Source organism: Streptomyces sp. NBC_00237 (assembly GCF_026342435.1).
Taxonomy (GTDB): Bacteria; Actinomycetota; Actinomycetes; order Streptomycetales; family Streptomycetaceae; genus Streptomyces.
Window position 1 is genome coordinate 519,126 of sequence record NZ_JAPEMT010000002.1, and the last position, 15,857, is coordinate 534,982.

Sequence of the window (15,857 nt, forward strand, 5' to 3'; positions counted from 1 at the left end):
CAGAGCCGCCCCGAATTCCGTTGCCCGGCGGCCAAGTGCCCCGGACGGCACACCTTAAGCGGAACCCGACAGCTGCCGAAAGTCATATGCCGGAGGCACCGGTTCCTCCGTCGCCGTGGACCATACGTCGCTCACCTCGGTCGAGCCTTCGTGCAGGTCGGCGACCTCGAAGCCGGTGGCGAACACCGCTCGGGCCGCCTCCCGGTCGCCCTCCGCGACCAGGAGCCGGGCTTCGATCAAGCGGAAGCGGCCGGTGGTGCGGGTTCCGGGGCGCAGGCCGTTCCAGACCGCGCGGGCGGCGGCGGGGCGGTCCGCGGCGAGGAGGGCGTCGATGGCCTCGCGGCCGAGGGCGGCGGTGGCGGCCGTCCAGTGGTCGCCCTCGCGGCGTTCCTCGCAGAGGTCGGCGAAGGCTTCGGCGTAGAGGTCCGCGGCCCGTTCGGGGTGGCCCGCCTCGCGGTCGGCGAGGGCCAGGTTGCGGAGCAACGGCCAGCGGGAGGGCGCGAGTTGGAGGCCGCGTTCCCAGCTGCGCACGGCTTGGGCCAAGTCGCCCGCGTGCCACTGGGCGACACCGAGGTGGTACTCGGTGAGGGGTTCGGCAGGCGCGGTCTCCAGCATGTCGCGCCAGTGCGGAGCGACGAGGGACGGGCCGGGCGGAACCACCTTGCGGGGTGCGGGGAAGACGCCCGAGCGCAGCAACTCCAGCCAGGGAAGCTGCTGTTCACCTATCGAGGACTCGGGAAAGGGCGTGCCGGGGAGCTTGTGCCCGCCGCGCAGTACTTCCAGTGCGCCCCAGCCCGAGCCCGTGTGCAGGAGTTCGGTGGGTTCGTGGTCGGCGTGCGCGAGCCAGGCCGTGTACGCGGCGTCGACGGTGGCGCGGGGCAGGGCCTCGGCGAGGGCGCGTTCGGCCTCGGCGCGGGCGGCGGTCCAGTCCTCGCCGTGCACCAGGGAGGGGTCGGCGGAGAGGGGTCCGTACGCCTCCAGCCAGCTGAAGTCCGCGCCGGGTTCGAGGGGGACGTGTTCGAGTTGCGTACGGGCGAGGCCCGCCTGGATCTCGGCGTAGCCGCCGGTGCCGGGCTCGGTGAGCCACTCCTGCCAGCGGCGCCCGCCCGCTCCATGGCCCCAGAGGAAGAGCTTGCGGCCGCGCAGGCGGTCGGTGGAGGTCTGGGCGAGGCCCTGCCCGGTCGCGTCGAGGGAGGCGATCCACTTGCGGGACGCCTCGGGGACCTCGTAGAAGTAGTCGGCGGGGAACTCGCCTCGGGTGGGGTAGGTGCGGTCCTCGCCGGAGAAGTGCGGGACGGGGACACGGCTGAGCGTCTGTTCGTAGCCGAAGTACCAGGCTTCGTCGGCGGGGGCGAGGACGCGGGTGCCGTCGTTCTCCGGGACGGCGGTGTTCGACCACCAGTAGACGGGGACCGGGCGTTCGTGGGGGTTGCGCACGCGGACGCCGACGTAGAGGAAGTCGGAGTCGGCGGGCAGCCACAGGTCGACCTGGAAGGGGAGGTCGCGCAGCCGCTCCCACTCCCAGAGGCGGAGCATCTCGCCGCCGTCGGGGGCGGGGACGATCGCCGCGTGCAGGGGCGCGCAGGTGAGGGTGGTGTGGCCGGTCGCGCCGATGTTCCACTCGATGCCGCCGGAGAACCAGGCCCCGTTGAGGGCGAAGCCGGCGGGCTGGAGGACGGGGTTGCGGTAGACCAGTTCGCGGCCGGTGGGCTTGTGGTGGAGGGAGTGGATCCGGCCGCCGAGGGAGGGCAGGACGGTCACCCGGAGGCGGTCGTTCTCGATGACGATCGACTCGACGTCTGTCTCGGGGCGCTCGCGTCCGTAACCGTCGAGGGTGCGCACGGGCAGGGTGGTGCGCAGCGGCGCGTTCCCGATCTGCCGCTTCATGTCGCGCGGCAGACCCTCCTTGGCTCGCGCGTCCAGCTCGTGCACCTGGTCGCGGGCGCACAGCCCCGGCAGCGGGTTCTCCGGGCCCAGCGGGGCGGCGGGCAGGGTCAGTACGGCGCGTCGCACGCTCGTGGCCACAAGAACCTCACTCGATCACTGGCAACACCTGGGCGCACGGGTCCGCACACCGTCGTTCTGCCACCATCGGAACATGATGGACACCGCCCTGACCAGGGGTTCCGGCGGTCAGGATTAAGCAAAGGCGGAATGTGGCCGGTGCCCGTAGCCTGGCCCTTTCCCGAGGGCCGCCGACCGGGGCGGGCACGCAGAGCAGAAGGACTGACGCACCATGGGCACGCAGCACACGTACCGGGTCATCGTGCGGGGCACCTGGGACGGGCTGACCGAGGCCAGCCGCACCCGGCTGCTCGCCGAGAAGGACGCGCACGGCCTGACGTCCATGCAGTTCTCCGCCGAGGGCTCGCTCACCTACGAGGTCCCGCTCAAGCACTTCTCGATGCGGTACGTGGTGGAGTCCGACGCCGAGGACGGCCCGGAGATGGCGGGGGCGATCGCCGAGGACCGGGCGGAGTCCGCCCTGAAGGCCCTCGGCCACGCGCACGCCGGACTCCGGTCCACCGTCACCGACATGGACACCATGAAGATCAACGTGAAGTCGGGCCGGAAAGCGCGGCGGTGACGTCCAGCTCGACCAACTGCCCCGCAAACCCGAGCTGTGCGACGCCCACGAGGGTGCTCGCCGTACTGAAGGCCGGGGCCAGCGGGGAGTCGTTCAGCCGGCGCCAGACCGAGCCGAGGACTTCGGAGACGTCCGAGACCACGTAGATCACGGTCCGTACGACGTCCTCGGGCGAGGCGTCGACGGCGGCGAGCGCGGCCAGCGTGTTGGCCACCACCTGGTCGGTCTGGGCGAGCACGTCGCCCGGGCCGACCAGGTCGCCCGCCGGGTCGAGCGGGCACTGCCCGGCGAGGTGGGCGGTGCGGCCCGCCTCGACGACGGTGATGTGGTGGTAGCCGGGGGTCTGGTGCAGGGTGTCGGGGTTGATGCGGGTGAGGTGATCAGTCATGCGGGCCATGCTGGTCGCTGGACTCCCGTACGGGCAAAGGGTTTTGGGTGCGCCCCGGCCTGTGTTCGGGGGCCGTGATCGCCCACCGCTCGTGGTCGCGCCACTCCCCCGCGATGAAGAGGAAGTCCGGGGAGCAGCCCTCGTAACGGAATCCGGCCCGCCGGACCAGCGCGAGGGAGGCGGCGTTGCCCGGCTGGATGTTGGCCTCCAGGCGGTGCAGTCCGAGGCGGCCGAAGGCGTGCCGGAGCACCAGGTCCAGGCCCTCCGCCATCAGTCCCCGGCCACTGGCGTGGGCGAACGCGCCGTAGCCGAGGGCTCCGTTCTGGAAGGCGCCCTCGACGATGTTGTTGATGTTGATGAACCCGGCGATCCTGTCGTCGTCGCGGGTGCAGACGAGGAACCCCGCCCGGGAGGGGTCCTCCAGGAGCGTGCCCGCGTACGCGCGGAACGCCTCGGGCGTCTGGGGCGGGGCGAGCCACGGCCGGTGCAGTTCCCGGCTCTCGCGGGCCCGCGCGGTGAACTCCGCCGCGTCGCTGCGGCGGAACGGCCGGATGCCCACCCGAGGGCTCTCGGCGAGGTGCTGGGCGGGACGGATCGCGGGTTCGGCCATCCGGCCAGGCTACGTCGGGCCGGCGCTAGGGGCACTTCTCGCCGGTCTTCACCACGCCCAGCTTGAGCGTGCCGCCGCGCAGCTTGGTGCCGCCCTTGGGCGACTGGGTGCACACCTTCCAGTTCGGCGGCCACAGCACCTTGCGGTGGTCGCCGCTCAGGTCCTGGATGTCGAGCGCGGTCTCGGCACTGACCGTGCTGTACACGCGGAACAAGTTGCGTCCCACGAAGTTCGGCAGCGGGTCGGGCTCGTCGGCCGCGACCGCCGTCACGGGGGCGGTCGCCGGAGCGGGGGCCGCCGTCGCCGCGCCCGTCGAGACCAACGTCAGGGTCAGTACCGCACCGGCTGCCGCCATCGCCGCACGCTTCCGTACCACTTGTGCCTCCTGCGTCACTGGGGACAGGGGGACTCCCGCCCCTCGGTGACCAGGATGGGCAGATTCCGGCCCGCGACGGGCAGTCCAGGGAGCCGTACGGGTGACGTCGCGACCGCTGCCGCCTCACACCAGCGCGGGAACGTCCAGCGTGAGCGTTCCCGCGTCCGCGTCCAGCACCCCCGGCACCCCGAGCGGCACCGTCAGCGCCGTCGCCGCGTGCCCGAAGCCCAGTTCCTCGACGACGGGCACGCCGAGCGGGCCCAGCCGGTCGAGCAGCACCGGCCTGATCTCGCTCTCGTACGGTCCGCACTCCACCCACGAGCCCAGGGCGATCCCGGCGACCCCGTCCAGCCAGCCGGAGCGCAGGAGTTGGGTGAGGAAGCGGTCGATGCGGTACGCCTCCTCGCCGACGTCCTCCAGGACCAGGAGGCCGCCGCGCGCGGAGGGCCGGGCGTGCGGAGTGCCGAGGTCGGTGCCGAGCAGGGCGAGGCAGCCGCCGAGGGTGACGCCCCGCGCCCGGCCGGGCACCAGGGTGCGCGCGGTGGGCAGGCCGAGGGTCCGGACGGTCTCCGGCGCGAGGAGGGTGGCGCGCAGGGACTCCTGGGTGGGCCCGTCCTTGAGGAAGGCGACGGTCGCGGTCATCGGCCCGTGCAGGGTGGCCACGCCCATGCGGGCGGCGAACGCCTCGTGCAGCGCGGTGACGTCGCTGTACCCGATGAAGGGCTTGGGCCGCCCGTACGCGGCGGTGGCCGCCCGCATGGCCGCCCAGTCGACGAGGTCGACCATGCGCTGGACCCCGTACCCGCCGCGTGCGCACATCACGGCGGCCACCGACGGGTCGCACCAGGCTTCGGTGAGGTCGCGGGCGCGGTCGGCGTCGTCGCCCGCGAGGTACCTGAACTCCCGGCGCCTGTCGAGGACATGGGGCATGACGACCGGGTCCAGGTCCCAGCCCCGCAGGATGTCGAGCCCCGCCTCCAGCCGCTCCTCGGGCACCGGTCCGCTCGGTGCGACGATCGCGATGCGCGCGCCGGGGCGCAGCCTCGCCGGGCGGGAGAGTTCCACAGCGTTCACTTCTTGAGCTCCAGTCGGGGTACGTCGGTGCGGTCGATGCCGAACGCCTGGGCGTACAGGGCGAGTTCGGCCTCCAGTGCGCGCCGTATCGTCTCCGCCCTGCGGAAGCCGTGCCCCTCCCCCTCGAAGGCGATGTACGCGTGCGGCACCCCCCGCCCTGCCATCAGTCCGAGGAAACGTTCGGCCTGTACGGGCGGGCAGATCGGGTCGTCGAGACCCTGGAGGAGCAGGAAGGGGGCGGTGATCCGGTCCGCGTGCCGGGCCGGGGAACGTTCCGCGTACGTCTCGGGGCAGGTGGCGAGCGGGCCGATCAGGGACTCCAGGTACTGGGACTCGAAGTCGTGGGTCTCGTCGTCGGCCCAACCGAGGAGGTCGAGAATGGGGTACTTGATGGTGCCGCAGGCGTAGACGTCGGTGTCGGCGAGCGAGGCGGCGGCGGTGAAGCCGCCCGCGCTGCCGCCCCGGACGGCGAGCCGGTCCCGGTCGGCGGTGCCTTCGTCGGCGAGCGCGACGGCGACGGCCGCGCAGTCCTCGACGTCGACGACGCCCCACTGGCCGCGCAGCCGGTTGCGGTACTCGCGGCCGTAGCCGGTGGAGCCGCCGTAGTTGACCTCGACGACGCCGATGCCGCGCGAGGTGAAGTAGGCGATCTCCAGGTCGAGCACGAGGGGGACGTGGCCCGTGGGTCCGCCGTGCGCCCAGATCACGTACGGCGGGAGCTCGTCGGCGGGGGCGATCCGGCCGGGGTGGTGCGGCGGGTAGACGTACGCGTGGATGTCGCGGCCCTCGGGGCCGATGAAGGTGCGCAGCTGCGGTTCGGGGTAGTAGGCGGGGTCGACCGGGTCGTCGTGCGGGGAGCCGATGACGCGGGCCCGGCCGGTGACGGTGGAGAGTTCCACGACCTCGTTGGCGCTGCGCGGGCTGGCGGCGATGCCGACGACGCGGTCGCCGTGCACGGCGAGCGAGGCGGACCACTTCGTCCACGGTCCCGCCGCGTCGACGAGTTCGCCGGTCTCGGGGTCGAGTATGCCGAGCGCGGAGGTGCCTTTGCCGTGCACGACGGCGATGAGCCCGGTTTCCAGGGGGTGGAACCAGCGCTGCCCGATCTGCCACAGCGGCCCGCCGAACTCTTCCTCCCTGCCCAGGCACAGCGCCCCACTGATGCGCCGCCCGTCCCTGCGCAGCCGGTACAGCTCCCACCAGCCGCCCCGGTCCGAGACGAACAGCAGGGTGCCGTCGCGGTCCCACTCCACCTGACAGACGGACTCCTCGGGGCCGCCCGCCAGACAGCGCACACCGTCGAACTTCCCCGTCCCGTACGCGATCTCCGCGACCAGCACCTCGGTGCCGTCCCACGGCATCCTGGGGTGGTCCCAGCCGATGTAGGCGACCTGGGTGCCGTCCGGGGAGATCCGGGGCCCCGTGACGAAGCGGTGCCGCCCCTCGCTCAGCTCCCGTACGGCGGAGCGGTCTTCGGCGGCCGAGCCGTCGAGCGGCACGGCGGCGATCACCCGGCGTACGTCGGTGGGCGCCTCGCCGGTGAACTCCTCCAGGACGCACCACACTTCGTCCCGGTGCAGCACCGGGTCGACCCAGCGCAGGCCGCCGCCGACGGACGACAGCGGGGTCAGTGGGCGGGGCTGCGGGCCGCCTGGTGCGTCCGGCTCGTACGCGTAGAGGCGCTGGTCGGCGAAGTTCACGAAGACGACGAGCGGGCCGCCGCCCCCCTCTCTCGTGGTCCCGGCCCAGGGCTGTCCGCCGTACTCGACGACCCTGCTGCGGACGTTCCACGGGGCGGGCAGCACGCTCTCCTCCGTGCCGTCCGTCCGCAGTCGCACCAGGGTCTGCCGTCCGCCCTCCTCGGGGCGGGGCGCGGTCCACCACACCTCGTCACCGACCATGCCGACGAACTGCGGGGCCCCGCCGTGCGACGCCGCGATCGAGGCGTCGATCGGCGACGGCCAGGTTCCGTAAGGCCCGGTGGGCACCATGCTGCCAACTCCCCCTGCTGCTGCGTCCACAGCGCTCTGTTTCCTCTGCATCTTTACGGATTCCCGGCCCGCACGGTTCACGCGTGCCGGAGGTAATGGTCCAGCACGCGCACGCCGAAGTGCAGTGCTTCGACCGGGACGCGTTCGTCGACCCCGTGGAAGAGTGCCCCGTAGTCGAAGCCCTCGGGAAGACGCAGGGGCGAGAACCCGTAGCCGGTGATGCCGAGCCGGGAGAACTGCTTGGCGTCCGTGCCGCCCGACATGCAGTACGGCACGACATGACCCTCGGGGGCGAACTTCCGTACGGCATCAGCCAGTTGGCGGTAGGTCGGGGAGTCGGCCGGGGCCTGGACCGCGACCGAGCGGTGGAGGTAGTCCCAGTCGACGTGCTCCCCGGTGAGCCGGTCCATGGTCGACCGGAATTCTTCCTCGCCGCCGGGCAGAAACCTTCCGTCGATGTACGCGGTCGCGCTGCCCGGGATGACGTTGACCTTGTACCCGGCGTCCAGCATGGTCGGATTCGCACTGTTGCGTACGGTCGCCTCGGCGAGGGCGGCGGCCGGGCCCAGTTTGTTGAGGACGGCGTCGACGTCGTAGTCGGGGTCGTCGGGGTCGGGGACGTCCAGGTCGTGCAGGGCGGCCAGCTCGCGCAGACAGGCCCGTACGGTCGGGGTGAGGCGGACCGGCCAGTCGTACGCGCCGATCCGGGCGACGGCGGCGGCCACCCGGCTGACCGCGTTCTGCCCGTTGACCTTGGAGCCGTGGCCCGCCGTGCCGTACCCGGTCAGCTTGAGCCAGGCCGTACCTCGCTCACCTGCGGCGATGGGGTAGATCTGCTTGCCGGGTCCGGCGTGGAAGGTGTACGCGCCGGACTCGCTGATGCCCTCCGTGCAGCCCTCGAAGAGACCGGCGTGCCGCTCGACCAAAAAGTCCGCGCCGTCGACGGCGCTGGCCTCCTCGTCGGCGGTGTACGCGATGACGATGTCGCGGCGCGGGCGGACCCCGGCGCGCGCCCAGGCCCGTACGACGGACAGCACCATCGCGTCCATGTTCTTCATGTCGACCGCGCCGCGCCCCCACACGACGCCGTCGCGCACCTCGCCGGAGAAGGGGTGCACGGACCAGTCGGCGGGTTCGGCGGGGACGACGTCGAGGTGCCCGTGGACCAGGAGGGCGTCGGCGGACGGGTCGGTTCCGGCGATCCGGGCGACGACGTTGGTGCGGCCCTCGGTGCGTTCCAGGAGCGACACGTCGAGGCCGGTGGCGGCGAGGCGCTCGGCGACGTACTCGGCGGCGGGGCGCTCGCGGCAGTCGCCGCCGCCCCGGTTGGTGGTGTCGATGCGGATGAGGTCGGAGGTGAAGGACACCACCTCGTCCAGGGACGCCTCATCGATCACGGGACCTTCGGGGGCCACGGGGTCACCCATACTGCTCCTCCACAGCGGACGAGACGATCGTCGTGACCGCCTTGAAGGTACGAATGCCCTCATACATCGTGGGACTGGTGTAAGCGACACGCCGTTCACCGGATCGGGCCACTCCGGGGACGACGGTCGCCACGTCCGACAGATGCGCCGCGTCGAACTCCAGCTCCACCGTGAACGGCCCCCCACGGGCCGGTTCCTGACGTACGGCCAGCGGCGCCGCCTCCTTCGCCGCCGCCCGGATGTCGGCGGCCGTGCGGGCGGGTGTGCGGCAGACGGCCGCGTACCGGGAGACGTGGTCCTTGACGGCGACCTTGCGGGCGTCGGGCGCGTACCCGTCGGCGTCCACGCAGGTCAGGTCGTCACCGGTGACGAGCACGACCGGAACCCCGTACTCCGCCACGACGTGTGCGTTGAGCAGGCCCTCGCTGGCGCGCGTGCCGTTGAGCCAGACGCCGGTGACGGAGTTGGCGAGGTAGGTGTGCGCGAGGACGCCTTCGGTGCCCGCGCCCGTGTGGTAGCCGACGAAGGCGATGCCGTCGACGTCGCCGTGCTGGACGCCCTCGACCATGCTGAGCGACTTGTGGCGGCCGGTGAGCATCTCGGCGCGTTCGTCGAGCCGTTCGAGCAGCAGGTTGCGCATGGTCCAGTGGGCCTCGTTGATGAGGACCTCGTCCGCGCCGCCGTCGAAGAAGCCGAGGACGGCCGCGTTCACGTCGGAGGTGAACATCGACCGGCAGCGCTCCCACTGCGGGGTGCCCGGGAGCACGTCGGCGGGCCAGGTGACGCCGGTGGCGCCCTCCATGTCGGCGCTGATGAGGATCTTCACTTCCGCTCACACCCTTCTGTCCCGTACCGCCGTCACCACTGGACGGATGCGCCGATCACGTTACTGAAGTCACCGGCGGCGAGCGCGTCGTCGCGGATCAGGAAGTACATCGGGCAGCCGGTGGAGTCCGTCGAGCCGACGTCCAGGAGGACCCGCCACTGGTGGCGTTCGCGCTGCACCTCGGGGCGGACGCCGTCGTACTCGATCCGCCCGCCCTGCACCGACTCCCGCTCGCCCATGACCAGTTCGGCCGCCGAGGCGCGCAGGTCGCAGTCGAAGTCGTCGTCGGGGCCGAGCAGGGTGAGGCCCGCGTCCGGGCCGAACGCGTCGTCCAGGGCGTTCACCCGGTCGACGATCAGGTCGGACTCCTCGTACTCCAGCTCCACGCCCCGGATCCCCAGTTCGACGTGCAGGTGGCGCGGGACCATGCCACGGCCCCGCGGCTCGAAGGCCGCGGGGCTCTCGAACTCGTACGGAGGCACCCCCCACGCCTCCTCGTACTCCACCGCGCCCGCCAGGTTCGCCATGTCGTACGCGACGGTGTCGGCCGGCGTGGCGTCGGGGAAGTACAGGACCGGCACGCGCAGGACGTCGCCGTAGGCGGCCTCGCCGTTGGGGTGGAAGAAGTAGAGCAGTCCGGCGGGCGGCAGCAGTCCGTTCGCGTCGGCGTCGGCGACCTCCGCCAGGTCCACCTGGGCGACGAAGGCGAGGGGCGTCGGCGGCTCGTCCTCGTACGGCTCCTCCGTCGGCCAGGCGAAACCCGGCGGCACGGACGGGAGCACTCCGGACCGGCTGAAGGCCGTCGACGAGGCGGGGTCGACGGCCTTCAGCTTCACGCAGTGCTCGGCGACGGCAACGATGTCACCGGTCCACTGCGTGAGCCCCTCCTGCTCGATCGCCGCGCGCAGGGCGGCTTCGTCGGCGGGGGTCAGCGGGTTCGGTCGCGGCGTCATGCCTGGTGAGTGTACGTACGAGGGAGGACGTCGGGCCCTGCCCCCTCCCCGCTCACCCGGCGGCCCGCCCCACCACGAGCCACTTCGACGGCAGTTCGATACGGGTGCCGTCGGGCAGGTACTCGGTCGTCGTGAGCGGCATCTCGCCGCTCGCCAGCACCTGGAGACCCGCCGACCGGAACAGCCCCGGCACCTCCTCGTCCGCCATCGCACCGGGAGCGATGCCGTGCGCGAAGACCGGGCGGAGCTTGGGCGGCGGCCCGTCGGGGCTCGCGGCCAGCTCGCGCAGGATGCGCCCGGCGTCCTCGTCGGGCTCCACGACGAAGGCCCGGCCCCGGTCGCCCAGGAGGGCGGCCACCGACTCGGCCAGCGGCGCCCGGTCCAGGGGTTCGCACTGGTGCAGGACGCTGCGCAGGTACACCTGGGCATCGCCGAGCTCTCCGTGCAGACGCCGTACGTGTCCGGGCTCGGTGGCGTCGCCGACGGTGAACGCCACCTGCCCCTCCGGGTCGTTGCGGCGGGCACGGGCGATGGCGGCGGGGGCGAGGTCGACCCCGGCGACGCGCGGGAAGCGGTCGGCGAGGTAGAGGGTCTGGGTGCCGTTGCCGCAGCCGAGGTCGACGACGGGCAGTGCGGGATCGGTCATGTGCGGTTCGAAGAGGGCGAGGTGGATGCCGGAGGTCAGGGCGGGTTCGGCGTCCCAGAGGACGGCTCCGGTCCTTTCGGGTGCGTCCTGCCAGAACCCTTCCCAGGCGTCCTTGTACCGGCTCGTCACGCTCATGATCAGCTCCCGGGGGTGCGGTGGGCCAATGGTGAAGATCGCTTCCACCGTCCCCCGCCCCAAGGCGCACGACAAGGTGTCGACATACACCTTTGTCGGCCGTTCGAGCTGCGCCGACGGCCGTGCACGCCGCGCATGCGCCGTGCGCGCTGGGGTTGACAAAGCGGAAGCGGACGGTCCCCCGGCGGGGCCGTCCGCTGTGACCTGGGCCGCTGGGCCGGGTGTCTCAGTCCTCGTGCCCGAGCTGGAGGTCGCGCTCGGTGCGCCCACCGCCCGCCACTTGGAGCACGGTGGCCACCGGCGGATAGCCCGCCGCGATCACCGTGTACTCGCCGGAGGACAGGTCGACGAAGCGGAACGTGCCGTCGGAGCCGGTGATGAAGGTGTCCACCACGTTGCCCGCCGCGTCCAGGAGCGTGACCCGGGCGTCCTCGACGGTCCGCCCGCCGGTGGCCCGGACCGTGCCGCGCAGCACCGCGCCTCCGGCCAGCTCGATGTCCTGCCGGGTCTCGCGGGACGCCTGCACGCTCACCGGCAGCGCGGCAGGCCGGTAGGCGGGCGCACTGGCCGCGAGGGTGTACTCACCGGCCACCAGCTCCGAGATGACGTACGCCCCTTCGCGCCCGCTGCGGGTGGAGGCGACGACCTCTCCCCGTACGTCCGTGAGCGTCACGGCGGCGTCCCGCACCGGGTTCCCGTCGGCGGTGAGGACGGAGCCCGCGAGCCGGCCGGCTCCGCCCAGGACGACGTCCAGTTCCACCGGGCGCTCCCCCACGGTGACCGTCACGGCCTGCGGCTGGTGCCCTCCGGCCGCCGCGATCAGGACGTACGAACCGGGACCGCGTACGCTCAGCGCGTACCGCCCGTCGGGGCCGCTCGCGCCCCGCCCGACCTGCCTGCCGCCGACGTCGATGAGGGTGAGCGCGGCGCGCGGCACGATAGAGCCGTCGTGGTGCTGGACGGTGCCGCAGACGGGCACTCCTCCCGACTGCTGGGCGGGAAAGGGCAGGTGGGGTGCCGGGAGCGGCTGGGCCACGAAGGACTCGGGGGCTTCGGGGGCTTCTGCGGAGGCATTGTGCGCGGACACCAGTGGTTTCTCCTTGAGGAAGCAGGCGATGAGCAGGCCGAGCACGAGCACCGGCACGAGGTAGAGGAAGATGCGCGGCATCGCCAGGGCGTACGCCTCGATGTAGGCGTCGCGCAGCAACGGCGGCATGGCGTGCACCAGTTGCGGGGTGATGGACGACGGGTCCGGCAGGTCGACCCCGGACGGCAGGGTGTCGGCGAGCGCGTCGACGAGCCGTCCGGCGAAGAGGGTCCCGAAGATGGCGGCGCCGATGCTGCCGCCCATCTGCCGGAAGTAGGTGTTGGCGCTGGTGGCGGTCCCGAGGTCGCCGGGCCGCACGGAGTTCTGCACGGCCAGGACGAGCACCGGCATGACGAGCCCGATGCCGATGCCGAGTACGGCCATCCAGAGGCTGTACTCCAGCTGCGAGGTACTGATCTCCAGCCGGGACAGCAGCCACATGCCGAGCGCGGAGAGCGCGCTGCCGAGGACCGGGTAGATCCGGTAGCGCCCCGTCCTGCTGATGAGCTGCCCCGAGACGATCGACGCGATGACGACGCCGCCCATCATCGGCAGCATGAGCAGCCCCGACTCGGTGGCACTGGCCCCGTCGACCATCTGGAGGAAGGTCGGCAGGTAGCTGGCGGCCCCGAAGAGGGCGACGCCGACGACGGCTCCGACGAGTCCGGTGACGTTGAAGATCGAGTCGCGGAACAGCCGCAGCGGGATGAGGGGTTCGGCCGCGTAGTGCTCGACGACGAGGAACAGCAGAGACGTTCCGGCGGCTCCGGCCGCGAGCCCGAGGATCACCCGCGAGTCCCAGTCGTACTCCGTACCGCCCCAACTCGTGATCAGTACGAGGCAGGTGGAGGCGGCGGCGAGCAGGACCGCGCCCGAGATGTCGAGCCGGGGCCGCACGGTGGGCTTCGGCAGTTTCAGCACGACGGCGACGACGGCGAGCGTGATCAGCCCGAACGGCACGTTGATGTAGAAGCACCAGCGCCAGGAGGCGTGGTCGGTGAAGAACCCGCCGAGCAGCGGCCCGGCGACGGAGGCGAGGCCGAAGGCAGCCCCGATGAGCCCCATGAACCGGCCGCGCCGGCGGGGCGGGACGATGTCGGCGATGATCGCCTGCACGCCGATCATGAGCCCGCCGGCGCCCGCGCCCTGGACGGCCCGGAAGGCGATCAGCTGGTCCATGGTCCGCGACCAGCCCGCCAGCGCGGAGCCGATGACGAAGACGACGATGGCGAAGAGGAAGACGCCCTTGCGGCCGAAGAGGTCGCCGAGCTTCCCGTAGACCGGCAGCCCGATGGTCGAGGTCAGCAGGTAGGCGGTGATCGCCCAGGACATCCGGTCGAGGCCCTGGAGATCGCCGACGATCTTCGGCAGGGCGGTGGCGACGATCATCTGCTCCAGCGCGGCGAGGAGCAGCGCGAGCATGAGCCCGAAGAAGACGAGCCGGATCCGTCGGGGACTGCCGTACTCCCCCGGGAAGCCGTCTTGGGGCCCCCGGCCCGCCGCATACCGGTCCGCCTCCGGCCCCTCGGCCGCGTCCGCCCCGAACTCAGCCGCCTCTGCGGGGACTTGGCCGGGACCCACCGGGTTCCGCTCGTCCTTCACCAGAGTGATGCCACCCACGAATTCGCTCCCCTCGTCGCGCCTGTCGTCACGCCTGCGCCGCCCATTTGTCGCATTGGGCGACAAGGCGGAGCAAGCGCGACGATTGACGCGCAGGGCGTACTCTGGGTGAATTCGGGCCGGTGGGAGCCCCTACGGCGTACAACGGACCGGCACGGAAGACCACTCGAAACGGTGAGTGCGCGATCTGCCCGTAACGGCCTTCCCCGTGCGGGGAGTTATTGCTGGACTACTTCTTCTCGACCTCGGCGGCGAGGTTGGCGAGCACCGCGTCGTAGATGCGGGCGAGCCCCTTGGGCGCGAAGGTGCGCTCGAAGAAGCCGCCGATGCCGGTCGCGCCGTTCCACACGGACGTGACGACGGCCTTGGACGAACCCTCACCGGCGGGGGTGACGGTCCAGGTGGTCACCATGGACGAGTTGCGGTCCTTCTCCACGAGCTGGCCGTCGGTCGGCTCGCTGACCTCCAGCAGGCAGTCGCGCACCCGCTTGCTGGTGGCCTGGAGCTTCCAGTGCACGAGGGTGCCCTCGCCGTCGCCGCCCTCGCGCACCTCGTACTCGCTGAAGTGCTCGGGGAGGAGCTTGCCGCGCGCGCCGCTGTAGTCGGCCAGCGTGTCGAACACCGTCTCCGCATCCGCCGCGATGATCCGCTCCGTCGTGGCCTCTACCTGCGCCATGCCTCTTCCTCCAGCACTTGAATCTTCGGGGGGTCCCCGCCGGGGATAGCGGGCCCCTCTCAGTGGGTGCGCTCACCCAACCACCTCGCGGGCACCCGCCAAAATCGGGCGACGCGCCTTCGCGCCCCGGCTAGCGTGCCGCCATGACCACCCAGCCGGTCGACACCCCGGTCCACGTGCGCCCCATGACCCCCGACGACGTGCCCGCCGTCGCCGCCTGCCGCGTGCGCGGCTGGCAGCAGGCGTACGCGGGCATGGTCCCGCAGCCCCATCTGGACGCGATGGACCTCGCGAAGGAGGCCGAGAGGCGGCGCACTCATCTGGCCACGGCGGCCCCCGGAGTCGTCAACCTCGTCGCGGAACGCGGCGGCGAGGTCCTCGCGTGGGGCTGCTTCGGCCTGTACCGCGAGACGGAGGGCGCGCCGCCGCACAGCGCTCCCGGCCGTCCGGTCGCGGAGCTGTACGCGCTCTACGCGCTCCCCGAGCACCACTCGACGGGGGCGGGCCGCGCCCTGATGACGGCCTGCCTCGATCGGGCGGGCGCCGCCGGGTTCGCCGCCCTGAGCCTGTGGGTGCTCAAGGAGAACGCGGTCGCCCGGCGCTTCTACGAAAAGGCCGGACTCCGCTTCGACGGCGCCGAAGAGCCCTTCGAGATCGGCGGAGCGACCGTCCTGGAGGTGCGTTACGCACGCGCCTTGGCCGGGTGACCCCGAAACCGCCGGCTACCCGAGCCGGCTGAGCGCCGCCGCTGCCGCTGCCCCCAGCCGGGGGTGGTCCAGCGCCGCGTCCAGCACCTCTGTCGCCCGTACGTCCCTCAGCCGGCCGAGCCCCTCCACGCAGGCCAGCGCCACCCGCCAGTGCGGATCGTTCGGCGCGAGCAGACCGCGCAGGGTGGTGACCAGGGCCGGTACGGACTCGGGCGCGCGCAGTTCGGTCAGCAGCCGCACCGGCTGCATGGCGTACGCGGTGCGCATGGAGTTGGTGGCGAGCGCGGCGGCGGCCCTCGCCGTACGCGGATCGCCGAGCCTGGCCAGCGCGTACGCGGCGGAGACGCAGCGCTCCGGGTCGCGGTGGTTGAGCAGCAGCACGAGCGCTTCGAAGGCCCGCCGGTCACCGGCGCAGCCCAGCCGGAAGGCCGCCAACTCCCTTGCCCAGAGCGGCTGCTCGGGCTCGGTCAGGACGCGGGCCAGCAACTCGTGGTCGTCGGTGGCGATCAGTTCCTCGTAGGAGGCGGACTCCCCGGCCTCTTCGCCCAGCCGGTCGATCAGGGACCGCAGTTCCTCGTCCATGCGGGCCAGCGTAGCCAGCGCGGCACGGCTCCGGGCGGCGTAGATCACATTCGGCCACCACCGCCGGGGGCTGGCGCGCTCGTTACTCGCCAGTTACTCTCATGTGAGCGGGCTGCCCCCACCACAGGGCTCAACACCCGCGAGAAGATCAGCTCTTGGCGGCCTGGTGACG

Annotated in this window: 15 protein-coding genes; 2 read left to right on the forward strand and 13 right to left on the reverse strand. The window is 72.2% G+C overall.

The window, feature by feature from the left end:
• Nucleotides 1-54: 54 nt before the first annotated feature.
• Nucleotides 55-2,025 (reverse strand): DUF5107 domain-containing protein, encoded by a 1,971-nt coding sequence (locus OG897_RS16640; protein ID WP_266657562.1) that lies wholly within the window; start codon nt 2,023-2,025, stop codon nt 55-57.
• 211 nt (nt 2,026-2,236) lie between these two features.
• Here OG897_RS16640 and OG897_RS16645 point away from each other — a divergent pair, with 211 nt between their 5' ends.
• Nucleotides 2,237-2,587, forward strand: a complete 351-nt coding sequence (locus OG897_RS16645) for a DUF6204 family protein (protein ID WP_266657564.1) — start codon at nt 2,237-2,239, stop codon at nt 2,585-2,587.
• On the opposite strand, the gene OG897_RS16650 is transcribed toward OG897_RS16645, so the two are convergent.
• From OG897_RS16650 to OG897_RS16700, 11 genes are all read right to left on the reverse strand, one after another.
• Nucleotides 2,553-2,975: a RidA family protein gene (locus OG897_RS16650; protein ID WP_266657566.1), complete on the reverse strand. Its 423-nt coding sequence runs from the start codon at nt 2,973-2,975 to the stop codon at nt 2,553-2,555. The genes OG897_RS16645 and OG897_RS16650 overlap by 35 nt on opposite strands.
• The gene (locus OG897_RS16655; protein ID WP_266657568.1) at nt 2,968-3,585 is read right to left on the reverse strand and encodes a GNAT family N-acetyltransferase; all 618 of its coding nucleotides are present in this window, start codon (nt 3,583-3,585) and stop codon (nt 2,968-2,970) included. Before OG897_RS16655 ends, OG897_RS16650 begins: the two co-directional genes overlap by 8 nt.
• Nucleotides 3,586-3,610: 25 nt before the next feature.
• Nucleotides 3,611-3,961, reverse strand: coding sequence for a hypothetical protein (locus tag OG897_RS16660; RefSeq protein ID WP_266657570.1), 351 nt, complete (start codon nt 3,959-3,961; stop codon nt 3,611-3,613).
• Between the two features lie 123 nt (nt 3,962-4,084).
• Nucleotides 4,085-5,035, reverse strand: a complete 951-nt coding sequence (locus OG897_RS16665; protein WP_266657572.1) for an LD-carboxypeptidase — start codon at nt 5,033-5,035, stop codon at nt 4,085-4,087.
• The gene (locus OG897_RS16670) at nt 5,032-7,026 is read right to left on the reverse strand and encodes a prolyl oligopeptidase family serine peptidase (protein WP_266657574.1); all 1,995 of its coding nucleotides are present in this window, start codon (nt 7,024-7,026) and stop codon (nt 5,032-5,034) included. The genes OG897_RS16665 and OG897_RS16670 overlap by 4 nt, the downstream gene beginning before the upstream one ends.
• A 77-nt stretch (nt 7,027-7,103) precedes the next feature.
• Nucleotides 7,104-8,453, reverse strand: a complete 1,350-nt coding sequence (locus OG897_RS16675; protein WP_266657576.1) for a M20/M25/M40 family metallo-hydrolase — start codon at nt 8,451-8,453, stop codon at nt 7,104-7,106.
• A complete protein-coding gene (locus OG897_RS16680; protein WP_266657578.1) occupies nt 8,446-9,279 on the reverse strand; it encodes a M55 family metallopeptidase in 834 nt (277 codons plus the stop codon). The genes OG897_RS16675 and OG897_RS16680 overlap by 8 nt, the downstream gene beginning before the upstream one ends.
• Before the next feature lie 32 nt (nt 9,280-9,311).
• Nucleotides 9,312-10,232, reverse strand: a complete 921-nt coding sequence (locus OG897_RS16685) for a DUF1963 domain-containing protein (RefSeq protein ID WP_266657580.1) — start codon at nt 10,230-10,232, stop codon at nt 9,312-9,314.
• Between the two features lie 52 nt (nt 10,233-10,284).
• Nucleotides 10,285-11,013, reverse strand: a complete 729-nt coding sequence (locus OG897_RS16690; RefSeq protein ID WP_266657582.1) for a methyltransferase domain-containing protein — start codon at nt 11,011-11,013, stop codon at nt 10,285-10,287.
• Nucleotides 11,014-11,239: 226 nt separating this feature from the next.
• Nucleotides 11,240-13,720 (reverse strand): MFS transporter, encoded by a 2,481-nt coding sequence (locus tag OG897_RS16695; protein WP_266657584.1) that lies wholly within the window; start codon nt 13,718-13,720, stop codon nt 11,240-11,242.
• 229 nt (nt 13,721-13,949) lie between these two features.
• Complete coding sequence (locus tag OG897_RS16700; RefSeq protein ID WP_266657586.1) at nt 13,950-14,396, reverse strand: SRPBCC family protein; 447 nt, start codon at nt 14,394-14,396, stop codon at nt 13,950-13,952.
• A gap of 143 nt (nt 14,397-14,539) precedes the next feature.
• Here OG897_RS16700 and OG897_RS16705 point away from each other — a divergent pair, with 143 nt between their 5' ends.
• Complete coding sequence (locus OG897_RS16705) at nt 14,540-15,103, forward strand: GNAT family N-acetyltransferase (RefSeq protein ID WP_266657588.1); 564 nt, start codon at nt 14,540-14,542, stop codon at nt 15,101-15,103.
• Between the two features lie 15 nt (nt 15,104-15,118).
• On the opposite strand, the gene OG897_RS16710 is transcribed toward OG897_RS16705, so the two are convergent.
• Nucleotides 15,119-15,685 (reverse strand): adenylosuccinate lyase, encoded by a 567-nt coding sequence (locus tag OG897_RS16710; RefSeq protein ID WP_266657590.1) that lies wholly within the window; start codon nt 15,683-15,685, stop codon nt 15,119-15,121.
• Nucleotides 15,686-15,857 lie beyond the last annotated feature (172 nt).